The sequence below is a fragment of the Devosia sp. genome, assembly GCF_036406155.1.
In the GTDB taxonomy this organism is placed as follows: domain Bacteria; phylum Pseudomonadota; class Alphaproteobacteria; order Rhizobiales; family Devosiaceae; genus Devosia_A.
In genome coordinates, this window is record NZ_DASWVV010000248.1 from 20,319 (window position 1) to 33,312 (window position 12,994).

12 protein-coding genes are annotated in these 12,994 nt (G+C 68.5%); 4 read left to right on the top strand and 8 right to left on the bottom strand.

Annotation, left to right across the window (positions count from 1 at the left end; all coding sequences use genetic code 11):
• Nucleotides 1-198: 198 nt before the first annotated feature.
• A complete protein-coding gene (locus tag VGD93_RS17220; RefSeq protein WP_395013398.1) occupies nt 199-1,026 on the bottom strand; it encodes a universal stress protein in 828 nt (275 codons plus the stop codon).
• 298 nt (nt 1,027-1,324) lie between these two features.
• On the opposite strand from VGD93_RS17220, the gene nirK reads away from it, so the two are divergent.
• Both nirK and VGD93_RS17230 read left to right on the top strand, forming a co-directional pair.
• The gene (nirK, locus tag VGD93_RS17225) at nt 1,325-2,470 is read left to right on the top strand and encodes a copper-containing nitrite reductase (protein WP_395013399.1); all 1,146 of its coding nucleotides are present in this window, start codon (nt 1,325-1,327) and stop codon (nt 2,468-2,470) included.
• 65 nt (nt 2,471-2,535) lie between these two features.
• The gene (locus tag VGD93_RS17230) at nt 2,536-3,426 is read left to right on the top strand and encodes an SUMF1/EgtB/PvdO family nonheme iron enzyme (RefSeq protein WP_395013400.1); all 891 of its coding nucleotides are present in this window, start codon (nt 2,536-2,538) and stop codon (nt 3,424-3,426) included.
• Here the strand turns inward: VGD93_RS17230 and VGD93_RS17235 are convergent.
• Nucleotides 3,423-3,701 carry a DUF2277 domain-containing protein gene (locus tag VGD93_RS17235; RefSeq protein ID WP_395013401.1) on the bottom strand — a complete coding sequence of 93 codons (279 nt, stop codon included), beginning with the start codon at nt 3,699-3,701 and terminating at the stop codon, nt 3,423-3,425. The two genes, VGD93_RS17230 and VGD93_RS17235, sit on opposite strands and share 4 nt — an antisense overlap.
• A gap of 227 nt (nt 3,702-3,928) precedes the next feature.
• On the opposite strand from VGD93_RS17235, the gene VGD93_RS17240 reads away from it, so the two are divergent.
• Together VGD93_RS17240 and VGD93_RS17245 are read left to right on the top strand one after the other, a co-directional pair.
• Entirely contained in the window at nt 3,929-4,153 is a 225-nt protein-coding gene (locus VGD93_RS17240; protein ID WP_395013402.1) for a hypothetical protein, read from the top strand.
• Nucleotides 4,154-5,056: 903 nt separating this feature from the next.
• On the top strand, nt 5,057-6,172 hold the full coding sequence (locus VGD93_RS17245) for a tetratricopeptide repeat-containing glycosyltransferase (protein WP_395013403.1): 1,116 nt from the start codon (nt 5,057-5,059) through the stop codon (nt 6,170-6,172).
• Nucleotides 6,173-6,175: 3 nt separating this feature from the next.
• On the opposite strand, the gene VGD93_RS17250 is transcribed toward VGD93_RS17245, so the two are convergent.
• From VGD93_RS17250 to VGD93_RS17275, 6 genes are all read right to left on the bottom strand, one after another.
• Nucleotides 6,176-7,177 (bottom strand): sugar-binding transcriptional regulator, encoded by a 1,002-nt coding sequence (locus VGD93_RS17250; protein WP_395013404.1) that lies wholly within the window; start codon nt 7,175-7,177, stop codon nt 6,176-6,178.
• 98 nt (nt 7,178-7,275) lie between these two features.
• Complete coding sequence (surE, locus tag VGD93_RS17255) at nt 7,276-8,037, bottom strand: 5'/3'-nucleotidase SurE (protein WP_395013405.1); 762 nt, start codon at nt 8,035-8,037, stop codon at nt 7,276-7,278.
• A complete protein-coding gene (locus VGD93_RS17260; RefSeq protein WP_395013406.1) occupies nt 8,025-9,194 on the bottom strand; it encodes an MBL fold metallo-hydrolase in 1,170 nt (389 codons plus the stop codon). The genes surE and VGD93_RS17260 overlap by 13 nt, the downstream gene beginning before the upstream one ends.
• Nucleotides 9,191-10,276: an ABC transporter ATP-binding protein gene (locus VGD93_RS17265; protein WP_395013407.1), complete on the bottom strand. Its 1,086-nt coding sequence runs from the start codon at nt 10,274-10,276 to the stop codon at nt 9,191-9,193. The genes VGD93_RS17260 and VGD93_RS17265 overlap by 4 nt, the downstream gene beginning before the upstream one ends.
• Nucleotides 10,264-11,967: an ABC transporter permease gene (locus VGD93_RS17270; RefSeq protein WP_395013408.1), complete on the bottom strand. Its 1,704-nt coding sequence runs from the start codon at nt 11,965-11,967 to the stop codon at nt 10,264-10,266. Before VGD93_RS17270 ends, VGD93_RS17265 begins: the two co-directional genes overlap by 13 nt.
• A 10-nt stretch (nt 11,968-11,977) precedes the next feature.
• Entirely contained in the window at nt 11,978-12,964 is a 987-nt protein-coding gene (locus VGD93_RS17275; RefSeq protein WP_395013409.1) for an ABC transporter substrate-binding protein, read from the bottom strand.
• Between the last annotated feature and the right edge of the window lie 30 nt (nt 12,965-12,994).

Consider the following 12,994-nt stretch of genomic DNA (forward strand, 5'->3'; position numbering starts at 1 on the left):
GGCCGCCCACCATCGGCCAAAATATTACTTAGCCCGGCGGGAATAGGCATTCAAGTAAGTCGCCGCCGGGCCCGCCACCCGCAAGTCGACAGGCAGTCTTGCAACCGCCGCCATGCGGGCGACGCCGGGCGGCAGGCCGGCATGCCCAGCAGGCCCGACAACCGCTCGGCGCGGCGACGGATCACCGGCCCACGCCCCTCAATGGGCGATCAGGACCGGGACGCCGGCATGGGTGAGCAGGTGCCGTGTCGCCCCGCCGAGCACCCATTCGCGGAAACGGGAATGGCCGTAGCCGCCCATCACGATCATCTGGGCGCCCGTGCGCTGCGCTTCGTTGAGCAACGCCTCGCCCGCATACACCCAGCCGGCAATCGGCCTGATCTCGACGGGGACGCCGTGGCGGCTGAGATAGCGGCCGATATCGGCGCCCGGATCGACTCCGTACTGCTCGCTGGCGCCCTCTTCCTCGACGATGGCAACCATGACCTGGGACGCCCGACGCAGGAACGGCATCGCCTCGGCCAGCGCCCGCGCCGCCTCGCGCGTGTTCTTCCAGGCAACCAGGATGGTGTCGTAGCTCGCCGGCGGCGTGCCGCCGGGCGGGACGAGGAGAGAACCGCGGCCGGAACGGAACAGCACGGCTTCCTCGACGCGCTCCTGCCCGGTCGGATCGCCATAGGGCCGCGTCCCCACGAACAGGTCGGAAGTGCGCGCCTCGGACGCGAGGGTATTGCCGACGCTGTTGGGATAAGCGTCGATCCGCCGCACCGCATGCGCCACGCCCAACTTGCCCAGTTCTTCGCTTGCCGTGGCCGCCACCTGCTGCGCCCGCGCGCTCGCTTCGGCGAGCAGCGTCTGCAAATAGGTGGACGCCGCGGGGTCGGTGACGGCGATCAGTTCCGGCAACAGGTTGACCTGCAGCCCGGTCAGGTGCGCATCGAAGGTCCGGGCGATCGCCCCGGCATAGGCAATGCGAAACCTGTCCTCCTCCGAGCCGGTGAGGTGGACGACGATGTCCTTGATCATTTCCTGCTCCGATCTGGCTATGCCGTTCTCGGCCCATGCCTATGCAGCTGCCGGCTCGCGGCCTTTGATCTGGCTCAAGCACCAACGCGCAAGGGCCAAGCTGCCATGCCCTCGCAGCGCGCACAACGCCCGCGCCCGGGCCGCGACGCCACAAGTTTGATGCGGCGCAAATACTGGAACGATCCTTGGCGCCATCGGGCCGTCTCCTTGCTCCCGCTCAAAGAGTACTTCTCCGGCCACGCCTATTCCGGCCCCGAACCGCGGGCACGACCGCCCAAGGGGAAGACTGGAGAAGAAAATGGACGGCCAGGAAGACTTCACTGTATCGCGCCGGGCTTTGCTTGCCGGTGCGGCGCTTGCCGGCGTATTCGGCACCGCATTCGCCACGGCGCCCGCCCGGGCGGAGGATGCCGGAGTCACCACTGGCCCCGTTCCCGACCTGTCGGCCCTGCCGCGCGAGAAGATCGATCTGGTGGCGCCGCCGTTCGTTCACGCCCACGACCAGGTGGCAAAGGGCGGACCCAAGGTGGTCGAGTTCACGCTCACCATCGAGGAGAAGCCGCTGGTCATCGACGAGTACGGCACCCAGGTGCAGGCAATGACCTTCAACGGATCGGTACCCGGCCCGATGATGGTGGTGCACCAGGACGACTATGTCGAACTGACGCTGGTCAATCCCGCCACCAACATGATGCCGCACAATATCGACCTGCATTCGGCGACCGGCGCCATGGGCGGCGGCGGCCTGACCCTCGTCAACCCCGGCGAGCAGGTGAAGCTGAGGTTCCGGGCGACCCGCGCCGGGGTGTTCGTCTACCACTGCTCGCCGGGCGGCCCGATGATTCCGTGGCACGTCGTGTGCGGCATGAACGGGGCCATGATGGTGCTGCCCCGCGACGGGCTCAGGGACGGTGACGGCAAGCCGCTCGTCTATGACCGGGTCTATTATGTCGGCGAGCAGGACTTCTACGTGCCGCGGGACAGCGACGGCAACTGCGTGGACTACGAGTCGGCCGGCGACGGCTATGCCGACATGCTGGCCGTGATGAAGACCCTGACGCCGACGCACAACGTCTTCAACGGCGCCGTCGGGGCGCTGACCGGCGACAACGCCCTCAGGGCCAAGGTCGGCGAAACCGTCCTGCTGCTGCATTCGGTGGCGACCCGCGACACGCGGCTGCACCTGACCGGCGGACACGGCGACCACGTGTGGGCCACGGGCAAGTTCCGCAACCGGCCGGAAGTCGACCTCGAGACCTGGCTCATTCCGGGCGGGGCGGCCGGTGCGGCTCTCTATACGTTCAGACAGCCGGGCGTTTACGGCTACCTGAACCACAACCTCATCGAGGCCGTCGAGCTGGGAGCGACCGCCCACATCCAGGTGGACGGCGAGTGGGACGACGACTTGATGACCCAGGTGCAGCCGCCGACTCCGATCAGCTGATGCACCTGCCGGGGCGGGTGGCGTTACCCCTTTTCGCCACCCGCCCCCTCCTTCCGGAGGTACCGATGACTTATGCCGTATCACTCCGGCCGGGCCGCTCGCTGTGGCTGCCCGCGGTCCTGCTCGCGGCGCTACTCGCTGCCATTGCCGGCCAGACGGGACTGCCCGACTTCGGTCCGGCGCCGACCCTGTCGAGCCTGCCCGAAACGGTCCTGGTCCCGGCCCGAGACTTCACATACAGCCCGGCCGGCACCTTCCAGCAGGAGGGGATCCCGGTCGACGCGCCGCCGGTGACCGTGAGAAACGCCGCGCCGCTAGAGATCATGACCTACCAGGTAAGTCTCGCCGACTACGGCCGCTGCGTCGCCGACGGCGCCTGCGTGGCGCCGCAACCGCGGCGCAGGCCCAGCGGCAACGTCCCGGTAACAGGGGTGAGCTTCGAGGACGCCAGCGCCTACGCGGCGTGGCTGAGCCGGGCGACGGGCCAAACCTGGCGCCTGCCCAGCGAGGCCGAATGGGTGCAGGCGGCGGGCAGCCGGTTCGTCGACGACAGGCTCGGCGTCGAAACCGACATTGCCAACCCCGCCGAGCGTTGGCTCGCACGCTACCGGCAGGAGGCCGCGCGTGCCGGGGAAGAGATCAGGGACGTATTGCCGCTTGGCGGTTTCGGCAGCAACGAATTCGGCGTCGCCGACATGGCCGGCAGCGTCTGGGAATGGACCTCGACCTGCGACGGGCGCACCACGCTGGATGCGTCCGGCGCCGTGGTCAGCAGGCTCGCATCGTGCGGCGTGCGCATTCTCGAGGGCCGCCATCGCACCGGGATGAGCATGTTCGTCCGCGACGCGCGGGGCGGCGCCTGCTCGTTCGGTGCACCACCCGACAATCTCGGTTTCCGGCTGGTCCGGGAGCGCAAGGACGCCTGGCCTTTCGGCCTCGACCGGCTGTTCGGCTAGCCGCGCTCGCCGGCGAAACGCAGTCGGCTCCGCTCACGGGCCTTTTCCGCCTCGATCGCACGATCGCGCGCCGGAGCGGCGGTTTCGAGGGCAGCAAGGAGCCGTCGGGTGGCGGCCGCGACCTCGTCGACGGCGTGTTCGAAGGCCGCCTGGTTCGCCTTCGAGGGATGCGTGAAGCCGCTCAGCTTGCGCACGTATTGCAGGGCCGAAGCGCGGATCTCGTCGCTGGTGGCGGGTGGCTCGAAATTGAACAGCGTTCGGATATTGCGGCACATGGGCGCCTCCTGACACGGGTGGCCTGTGGTCCCCGATGATGCGCGCCACGGCCCCCGCGCTCAAGGGGCGGGCGGCCGGCCTGCCTCTCGGCCCCCAGGCCCCCTGGCGCTCGCATCGCCGCAATGTGACGGAAAGGCCCTGCGATTGCTGGGGACAGATAGAATACAGCGCGTTGCCGAGCATACGTACACTTACGTAGTGTCGCCCTGTCGGGTGGGCGGATCGAATGCGCACGTGCTGGTTTGTCGTCATCGAGAGCGTTGGCCGCTGGTGGGTCGACTGCGAGGGCAAGACCTATGGCCCGTTCGACCGCGAGCAGGAGGCGCGGGCCGGCGCCGTACGCATCGCCCAGGCCTATGGCGACCCGGATCGGCAGTCGGTCGTCTATGCGCCCGAGGCGTCGCGCCACCACGCCCCCATCTGGACCGGCCCGGCACCGCAGCACCAGTAAGCGCTCCGCCAACAGGGCCTCGTGCGCGACGCCAGATCGCAAGGCTGGCGGCGCCGGTGTGAAGTAACTCGTTTTCCGCAAGCGTATTTCTGTCGATTTGATCAATATCAATCTGCTCGCATTTCTTGCGGACTAGTTTCCGCTTGTTTCAACTTACTCGCAGGTAGAAAATAACTTCGGTCTAGCGTGCTTCACCATTGCGGGGTGGCGGCGCAGGAATGGCTTCTGCTGCTTCCGTGACCGTGAAGAAACCAGCATGGGAGGTGAAGCGATGAAACTCAGATACATGACCCTGCTCGCCGCGACGACGACGCTGGTCGGACTGGATGCAGCGATCAGCCCCGCCGAGGCGGCGGGCAGCGGCAACAAGATTTCCATTCCCTAACGCCTGCGCCTTTCTGAAACACCCCGACCAGCCGATCCTCGATGAGGATTTGCGCAAGTGCCTGACGCACCAGTTCCTCATGGACGCGCAGAAGCCGCGCAAGTTCATCATCACGACGACGGGCGACGGTGGCGGTGGCGGCGGCGTCGGCCCGAAGGGCGCCACCGGAGCGACAGGTGCCACCGGAGCTACGGGCGCCACGGGCGGCAGCGGCGGCACAGGCGCCACCGGCGCAACCGGGGCAACCGGCGCTACTGGCCCGACTGGTCCTACGGGCCCGACTGGCCCGACTGGTCCTACCGGCCCCACCGGCCCCACCGGCGATTCCGGTGGCTACGGCTCGTGAGCACATGGCAGCCTGATGTCGGCCACCGACCGTCGGGTGCGACGGCCGGTGGCCATCCCAGGCAAGAGCCCCCTCGCCGCAGATGTTGAACTCTCAAACAGGGTTGCGGGACGGCGCACCGTCCGGATTGCCACCGGCCGCAGCCCGGCCGCGCACCAACATCTGCCTCAACATGATCGTAAAGAACGAAGTGGCCGTCCTGCCGCGGCTGTTTCGTTCCGTCAGCGCCTTCATCGACTATTACGTCATCGTCGACACCGGGTCGACGGACGGGACTATCGAGCTCATTCGTCGCGAGATGGCGACCCATGGCATTGCCGGCGAGGTACACGAGCGGCCGTGGATCAATTTCGGCGTCAACCGCCAGCAGGCGCTCGAACTGGCGGTCGAGGCGGGCCGTGCGGACTGGCTGCTGTTCATCGACGCCGACGAAGAACTGGGCGTTTCCGATCCCGCGTTCTTCGAAAAGCTCGAACCCGGTGTCACCTATGACCTCGAAAAGCACCATTCCGGCATGCGCTACGCCGTGCCGCACCTGGTCAACATTCGCGCCGCAAGCTGGCGCTGGGAGGGGCCGGTGCACAACTATCTCGTGCATGTCGGCGGCTCCAAGCGGCGGGTCGTGCGCAAGGATGTCTGGATCGTCTATCACAGCGGCGAGGGGGCGAAGTCGCACGGGCTGAGCCCGGAGCAGAAGTACCTGCGGGACGCCCGCCTCCTTGAAGCCGACCTCGAACTCCACCCTGACAGTGCGCGCAGCCAGTTCTACCTGGGCCAGTCCTACAAGCATGCCGGCCACCTCGCCAAGGCCTACGAGGCGTACAGGAAGCGGGTGGCGATGAACGGGTGGGCCGAAGAGGCCTTCATGGCGCAAATGGAAGTAGGCCGCGTCGCCATCGCCCTGGACGAACCCGAGGACGTGATCCTGCGCGAACTGCTCGCGGCGTATGCCATGCGACCGGTTCGCGCCGAGCCGCTGCATGAACTGGCCCGCTATTTTCGCCAGCGCAAGCTCTACGCGAAAGCCCATGTGTTCGGGGCCGCGGCGGCCGGGATGGCGCGGCCGGAGGACGTGCTGTTCGTGGCCCAGGACGTCTACGACTGGCGGGCGCTGGACGAACTGGGGGTCGCCGCCTACTGGATCGGCAATTTCGAGAGCAGCAAACAGGCCTGCGAGGAGATCCTGCGGCGCGTCACCGCAGGGCTGGTGCTCCCCGAGGCCGACCTGCACCGCATCGGCGAAAACCTGGCATATGCCGCGGCCAGGCTCCCGCCGGGGGCGGCGTAGACCTCAGGCGGCGAGCATGCGGCGCGCTGTTTCCTCGTCGGTGATGAACACGGTCGGTTCGACGAGGCGCATGGCCCCGAGCAGGGCCGCCACCTTGTCGGGGCCGCCCGAGGTCAGGATGCGCAAGGGCGCCCGCCGAAGGCTGTCGATGTCGACGGACATCACGCGCTGGTTGATCGGGTGGTCGAGCAGCCGTCCGTCGCGGTCGTAGAAATGGAACAGCAGGTCGCCCACGGCGCCGCGCCGTACGAGGTCTTCGCGCTCCTCCTCGCTGAGGAAACCGCCGCGGTAGATGGTGGTGGCCGAGGCGATGCCGCCCACGGAAACGAGCACAGCGTCGAGCCGGTCGGCCATGCCCAGGATCTCGTGCAGGCCGCAGCGCTCGATCAGTGCCGTCTTGGTGGCAACGCTGTCGACCAGCGCCGGCGCAGGGATCAGATATCCATCCCCCTGAAACACTTCGGCGAAACGCCAGGCGAATTCGGCAGGGTTGACGCGTCGGACCACGCCCACGCCGCCCAGCAGCGAGATCACCCGGAAATCGGCGAGCGCGCGGGGCGCGATATGGGCGAGCGTGGCAGAGAGCGTATGGCCCCAGCCGACCCCTGCCGACATGCCGGACTGCATGGCCTCGGACAGGAAACTGCCGGTGGCGGCTCCGATGGCCGGGACCGGGTCGGCATCCGGGCGCGACAACGGCGCGACGATGGCGCGCGCGATGCCGAACCTGTGCTCAAGTGCCCGCTCGAGGGCGATGATCCCGGCGAGGCTGCCTTCGATGGCCACCCGCACCTCGTGGCGGGCGCGGGCTTCGGCCAGCATGCGAACGACGCTGACGCGGCCGACCCCGAGCACGTCGGCGATTTCGTTCTGCGTCATCTGTTCGATGAAATACATCCACGCGGCGCGGACGCGAAGCCGGTCCGCCCGGCTGGCCCCGGCTTCCTCCGGTGCCGCCAGGTGTCCCCCCGCTTGGCCCGGGGACCCTTTGCCGCGTGCTGCCATGGCACTCCTTTCCGCCGACCGCGCAGCGCCCCTGCCAGAGGCAAGATGCGGCAAGATTGCTGACAAATCCAGCCTGCCACAGTTGTGGCCTGCCGGCCTTAGCCGATGGCGCGAGTCGCCGCCTCGAGGCCGGATAGCAGCCCGGTGTCCAGCGGCGTACCACCGAACCAGTTCAACCGGTTGACGCAAACGTAGCCGGCGTCGATCAGGCTGTTCTCGTCGCCCTCGGTGCTGGCATGCTGGCGGCCCCGCGGTACGACGATCGTCGTCGTGTCAGCTTCTTCCGACACCAGTTCGGCGGTGCGCGCGATCTTGTCGCGGCCAATTTTCGGCTGGCGGATGCCTGCCGGCAGGCGCGACGGCAGGTTGATGCTCAGCCAGTGCCCCTCGGCCGTCCATTCGGCACGGCGATCCCACAGGCCGGCCAGCAGGGCGGCAAGGAACGCCTCGTCCGCCTCGCTTTCGGCCGGGTGCTTGACGCGTGACAGGCCGATGGCCGGGACTCCCCAGAAGCTGGCCTCGCGGGCGATCCCGAGCGTGCCGGAATAGGCGAGGTCCTCGCCGACGTTGCGCCCGTCATTGATGCCGGAAAGCACGAGGTCGGGCCGCGGCCCGTCCCGGAACAGCCAGGTCATGGCCGCCACCACGCAGTCTGCGGGCGTGCCGGAGCAGGAATGGCGCCTGGCCCCGAGGCGACGCAGGACGAGCGGCCGGCCGATGGTCAGCGAGGCTCCGGCGGCGGTGCGCTTGCCGTCCGGCGCCACGACGTCGATCTCGGCCGAGAGCCGTGATGCGACGCGTTCGAGCAGGCCCAGGCCGGGCGCGTCGATGCCGTCGTCGTTGCAGATCAGGACGCGCATGCCGCCACCTCTCCCAGTTCGAAGCTGTCACCGGTCCGCCAATGCGCCATCAGGCGCGGAATGGCCCGCCCGAGCGCCGCAAGATCGTCTGGCGGACAGGAGTGGCCCAGCGCCGCAGGCCGGCCGGCACGCTCCCAGATGGCGGCGTTGCCGGACAGCGTGGGGTGGGTCGGCATGCGGATCCACGCCGCCGCCCCCTCGGCCAGTGCCTGCGCGCCAGGCGAGCCGGCAGGCAGGTGGCCGGTCAGCAGGATCGGGTGTCCGGCGGCGCGGGCGCGCGGAATGAGCGCTGCGGAGGGCCCGGCGGTGCCCATGCCGTCGTCGCACAGCAGCGGCAATGGCGGCAGGGCGTCGCCATCGTGCCAGTCCACGGCCCGGGCCAGGCGTTGCCCGACCAGTTCCGCCGCACCGGCGACCAGCATGTCGCCGGCGGCGACCTGGGCTTCAAGCGCCGGACGCATCGCGGCGTGCACCGCGACCGGCCCGGGGAGCGCGGCCAGCAGTTCAAGCGAGCGCCCCGACAGGGGGGTGGGCAGCAGCGATCCGCCCGGATGGGCCGCGACCCACGCCGCGATGGCGCGGGCGCGCTCGGCCGAAGAAACCGGATCGGCGCCGTAGGACGCGTCGAGGACGACGAGGTCGGCGGACGGCAGCGGGTCCATGCGGAAGACGGCGCTGTCCGGGACCACGTCGCCGGCATAGGTAACGCTGCGCGCCCCGTCGGAAACATGGAACCAGGCGCCGCCGGCGACGTGCCCGGAGCGCCCGGTGGTAACCCGCAACGCGCCGACCGTCACCGTCTCGCCGGGGCGGAACAGACTGATCCGGTCGACCGGGAGGGGAAAACGCGCCACCTCGTCCGCCCCGCCATAGGCACGCAGCGTCGCCGGCGCCTCCTCCAGGGTTTCGGCAGTCATGTGGATGGGGCCGCCATAACCGAGCGCCAGCAGGCGGCACAGCGCCCCGATGTGATCCTCATGGGCGTGCGAGATGAACACGGCATCGATCGTGCGCGCCTCGGGGAAGACGGGGTAGTACTCGGCCCCGGAGGCGCCGACTTTGATACCGACGTCGAAGACGACGCGCGTCGCGCCGGCTTCGACGGCGACGCTCGTGCGGCCCTTCTCGCCGAAGCCCCCGAGAAGCGTCACCTTCATCTTGCGGCGGCCCCTTCGGCGGGGATGACCCAGCCGGAGGCGATGCGGATGCTGACCTTGTCGCCGGCGGACACGGTGACGGGATCGCGCTGTTCGAAGTGGATGGCGAGGTCCGGGGCGGCCGTGGCCGAGAACTCGACGCGCGCCGAGCCGCCCTTGTAGACGGCCCGCCCGATAGTGCCCTCGATCCCGTCGCCGCCCGAGGCGACCAGTTCGATGTCGTCGCTACGGCAGCATAGCCGCGCGTTCCCCCGCGGCCGCTCGCCGGGGCGGCAGCGCGCCACCAGTTGCTGGCCGAGCACCTCAACGCGGGCGTGCCCGGCGTCCTCGGCGGTGAGTACCGCCGCCGGCAGCACGATCCCCTGCGAGATGAACGAGGCGACCATCTCGTTGGCCGGCTCGCGGTAGAGTTCGCGGGGAGGCGCGATCTGGGCCAGCCGCCCGTGGTCCATCACCGCGATGCGGTCGGCCAGCGCCATCGCCTCGGCCTGGTCGTGGGTGATGTAGACGATCGTGGTGCCGGTGCGCTCGTGGAAGCGGGCGAACTCGTCCTCCATGGCGGCGCGCAGATGCACGTCGAGATTGGCGAGCGGCTCGTCGAACAGCACCAGGGAAGGTGTCGAGACGAGGCAGCGCGCGAGGGCGACGCGCTGGCGCTGGCCGCCGGAGAGGTTGGCCGGGCGGCGGTCGCCAAAGCCCGTGAGGTCGACCAGCGCCAGGGCGTCGGCGATGCGCTTGTCGCGGGAGACCCGGTCGACCTTGGCCACCTTGAGCGCGTAGCCGACGTTCTCGGCAACGGTCATGTGCGGCCACAGCGCGTAGTTCTGGAACACGATGCCGACCCGGCGGCGCTCGGGCGGCACGTTAACGCCGCTGCCGAGCACGGTCTCGTTGCCGATGCGCACGCTGCCCGAGGTCACGTTCTCGAACCCGGCGACGATACGCAGCATCGTCGTCTTGCCGCAGCCGGAAGGCCCCAGCACGGCGAGGAACTCGCCGTCCTTGACCTCGAGGGACACGTCACTGACGGCCTGGAAATTGCCAAAGGCCTTGGTGACGTTCTGCATGGTCAGTCCCGCCATGGGAGAACTCCGTTCGGCAGAAGGTGCGCAAACAGGTTGGCACCGAGCATGAGGGTAAAGGTGATGGCGACGGTGATGGCGGACATGGCCGCCGCGTAGGCAGAGTCCCCGCCCTGCTCGAACGAGAACATCACGACGCCGATGGTCTCCGAGCCGCTCGACCACAGCAGCGCCGACACCGTCAGTTCGCTGAGCGCCGTCATGAAGATCAGCAAGCCGCCGGCCATTGCTGCCGGTGCGACCAGCGGAAAGATGACGGTCCGCAGGCGCCGGAACAGCCCGGCGCCGGCGATCTGGGCCGCCTCCTCGAGCGCCCTGTCCACCTGGTGGAAGCCGCTGACGGTGGGACGCAGCGCCAGGACGAGGAAGCGCGCCAGATAGGCATAGAGGATGATCCAGACCGTGTTGTAGATATGGATGCCGGTCAGCGGAATGGGGCGCAGGAACATCAGCAGGGCGGCGATCGCCAGCACCACGCCCGGCAGGGCGTAAGGCAGCTCGACTGCGAGGTTGAAGGCGCGCACCCACCACTGCTTGCCCCAAGCCACGATGTAGCCGAGGGGAACGGCGACGAAGACGGCGAAGACGGCGGCGGCGATCGACAGCGTGAAGCTGTTGAAGAAGGCCCGCCGTGCCCCGGAATGCTCGAACAGGACGAACTGGTAATTGGCCAGCGTCGCCGTGTCGGGGCCGAGCGGGATGCCGTAGCCGGGCACCAGCGAGGTGAGAATGAGCCCAGTCAGCGGCAATGCCAGCACGATGACGACGAACAACCACAGCAGGCCCTGCACCGGCACCCGCCAGCGGCCGAGCGGATAGGGCTCGGCAGGCAGCGACGTCGTGCTGATGCGGTAGTCGCGGCGACGGCTGATCAGGTCCTGGGCGACGATGCCGGCCATGGCGATGGCGCCGATGAGGACGGAGAGGAACGCAACGTCGGACAGTACGGCCGGGCCGCCGCCGGCGAGGCGCTGATAGATGAGCGTGGGCAGCACCAAATAGTTGGCCGGAATGCCGAGGAACGCCGGAATGCCGAAATTGCCGACGCAGGATACAAAGGCGAGGGCAGCGGCGGCGACGATCGACGGAGTCATCAGCGGCAACACGATGGTGCGCAGCACCGTGAACCATCCGGCGCCGCCGGCCCGCGCGGCCTCGACCAGTTCGCGCGGCAGCTTGCGCAGGCCGGCGCGCACCATGAGGAAAACCAGCGGGCCGTATTGCAGGCCGAGCAGCAGAATGATGCCCTCCGGCGAATAGAGCGGGTTGCGCGTGCCGATCGGCGGCGCCATGCCGAGCAGTTTGAGCAGCGGGCTTGCCGGCCCGAAGACCTGCAGCCACGCCAGCGCCGTCACCTGCGGCGCGATCATCAGCGGCATGACGTAAAGCAGAACGAAGGCCCCGCGTCCGCGGATGTCGGTCAGCGTCACGACCAGTGCCACAATGGTGCCGATGGCGACCGCGAGGGCGGCGCCCCCGAGGCCGACCACGAGCGAATGCCACGTCGCGGTCCAGGTTGCCGGGCTGGCGAGCCCGGCCGTGATCGCCGCCGTGGAGAACTGCCCGCCGGGGGCGACGATCTCCTGGGCGAGGCGCAGCATGGGCAGCACCGACAGCAGCACGATCAGGGCAACGCCCGCCGTGGTCAGGGCCATGAGATGGCCCTGACGATCCTTGGGTACGACTGACATGAGGGAGAACCTAGCCGCCGAACAGTTCGGAGAACTTGGCCTTGTCCGCTTCGATCCGCTCGACGACGGCGGCGGTATCGATCGGCATCAGCGTCACGGAGACGCCTTCGGGCAACCAGTCGGGACGGCCGACCGAGGCTTTGGCCGGCAGGTAGCCCTGCGACAGCGCCAGCTGCTGGCCGGCATCCGACAGGATGAAGTCGACGAAGGCCTTGGCGCTGTCGACGTTCTTGGCGGTGGACAGGATCGCCACCGGCTCCGTCACCGCCGGCACGCCTTCCGGGGGGAACACGAACTCGACCGGCGAACCCTTGGCCTTGGCATTCATGGCCATGAAGTCGACCAGGATGCCGTAGGGCTTCTCGCCGCTGGCCACCGACTTCAGCACCGCGCCGTTGCCACGCACGCTGATGGTGTTGTTCTCCTTCAGCTTCTCGAAATAGCCCCAGCCCAGGTCATCCCTGGCCGAGAAACCGGAGAGCAGGAACGCCGCCGCGCCGGAATAAAGCGGGCTGGGCATCACCAGGCCGTCCTTGTATTCGGGCTTGGCGAGGTCGGCCCAGTGCTCGGGCTTCTGAGTCGCCTGGGTGTTGTACGCGATGCCGGTGGTGATCAGCTTCGAGCCGAAATAGGTCCTGTCCGCGTCATAGACATCCGCTTCGAAACCATCGACATTGGCATCGGTGTAGGCCATCAGGTGGCCGTCCTTCTTGAGCAGTTCCATGCTCACGGCGTCGGCGATCAGCAGCACGTCGGGCTGCGGCGCGCCGGCGGCGAACTCGGCGGCCAGCTTGCTCATGATGTCGCTGGTGCCGGAACGGTAGATGTCGACCTTGATCTCCGGATGCACCTTGTTGAATTCCTCGACGGTCTTGGCCGCGTCGGCCTCCGGCTGCGAGGTGTACAGCAGGAGCGATTGCGCCCCCGCCGCGCTGGCGAGCAGCGAGGCGGCAAGCGCGAGCCCGCCAAGCCTCAGTCCGGCCAACAGTCTGTTCATCATTCCCTCCTCAACTGTGTTGCGGGGCCA

Excerpts from the sequence above, each read along its gene's own strand:
- VGD93_RS17220 (WP_395013398.1), bottom strand. The coding sequence starts at position 1,026 with ATGATCAAGGACATCGTCGTCCACCTCACCGGCTCGGAGGAGGACAGG.
- nirK (WP_395013399.1), top strand. The coding sequence starts at position 1,325 with ATGGACGGCCAGGAAGACTTCACTGTATCGCGCCGGGCTTTGCTTGCC.
- VGD93_RS17230 (WP_395013400.1), top strand. The coding sequence starts at position 2,536 with ATGACTTATGCCGTATCACTCCGGCCGGGCCGCTCGCTGTGGCTGCCC.
- VGD93_RS17235 (WP_395013401.1), bottom strand. The coding sequence starts at position 3,701 with ATGTGCCGCAATATCCGAACGCTGTTCAATTTCGAGCCACCCGCCACC.
- VGD93_RS17240 (WP_395013402.1), top strand. The coding sequence starts at position 3,929 with ATGCGCACGTGCTGGTTTGTCGTCATCGAGAGCGTTGGCCGCTGGTGG.
- VGD93_RS17245 (WP_395013403.1), top strand. The coding sequence starts at position 5,057 with ATGATCGTAAAGAACGAAGTGGCCGTCCTGCCGCGGCTGTTTCGTTCC.
- VGD93_RS17250 (WP_395013404.1), bottom strand. The coding sequence starts at position 7,177 with ATGGCAGCACGCGGCAAAGGGTCCCCGGGCCAAGCGGGGGGACACCTG.
- surE (WP_395013405.1), bottom strand. The coding sequence starts at position 8,037 with ATGCGCGTCCTGATCTGCAACGACGACGGCATCGACGCGCCCGGCCTG.
- VGD93_RS17260 (WP_395013406.1), bottom strand. The coding sequence starts at position 9,194 with ATGAAGGTGACGCTTCTCGGGGGCTTCGGCGAGAAGGGCCGCACGAGC.
- VGD93_RS17265 (WP_395013407.1), bottom strand. The coding sequence starts at position 10,276 with ATGGCGGGACTGACCATGCAGAACGTCACCAAGGCCTTTGGCAATTTC.
- VGD93_RS17270 (WP_395013408.1), bottom strand. The coding sequence starts at position 11,967 with ATGTCAGTCGTACCCAAGGATCGTCAGGGCCATCTCATGGCCCTGACC.
- VGD93_RS17275 (WP_395013409.1), bottom strand. The coding sequence starts at position 12,964 with ATGAACAGACTGTTGGCCGGACTGAGGCTTGGCGGGCTCGCGCTTGCC.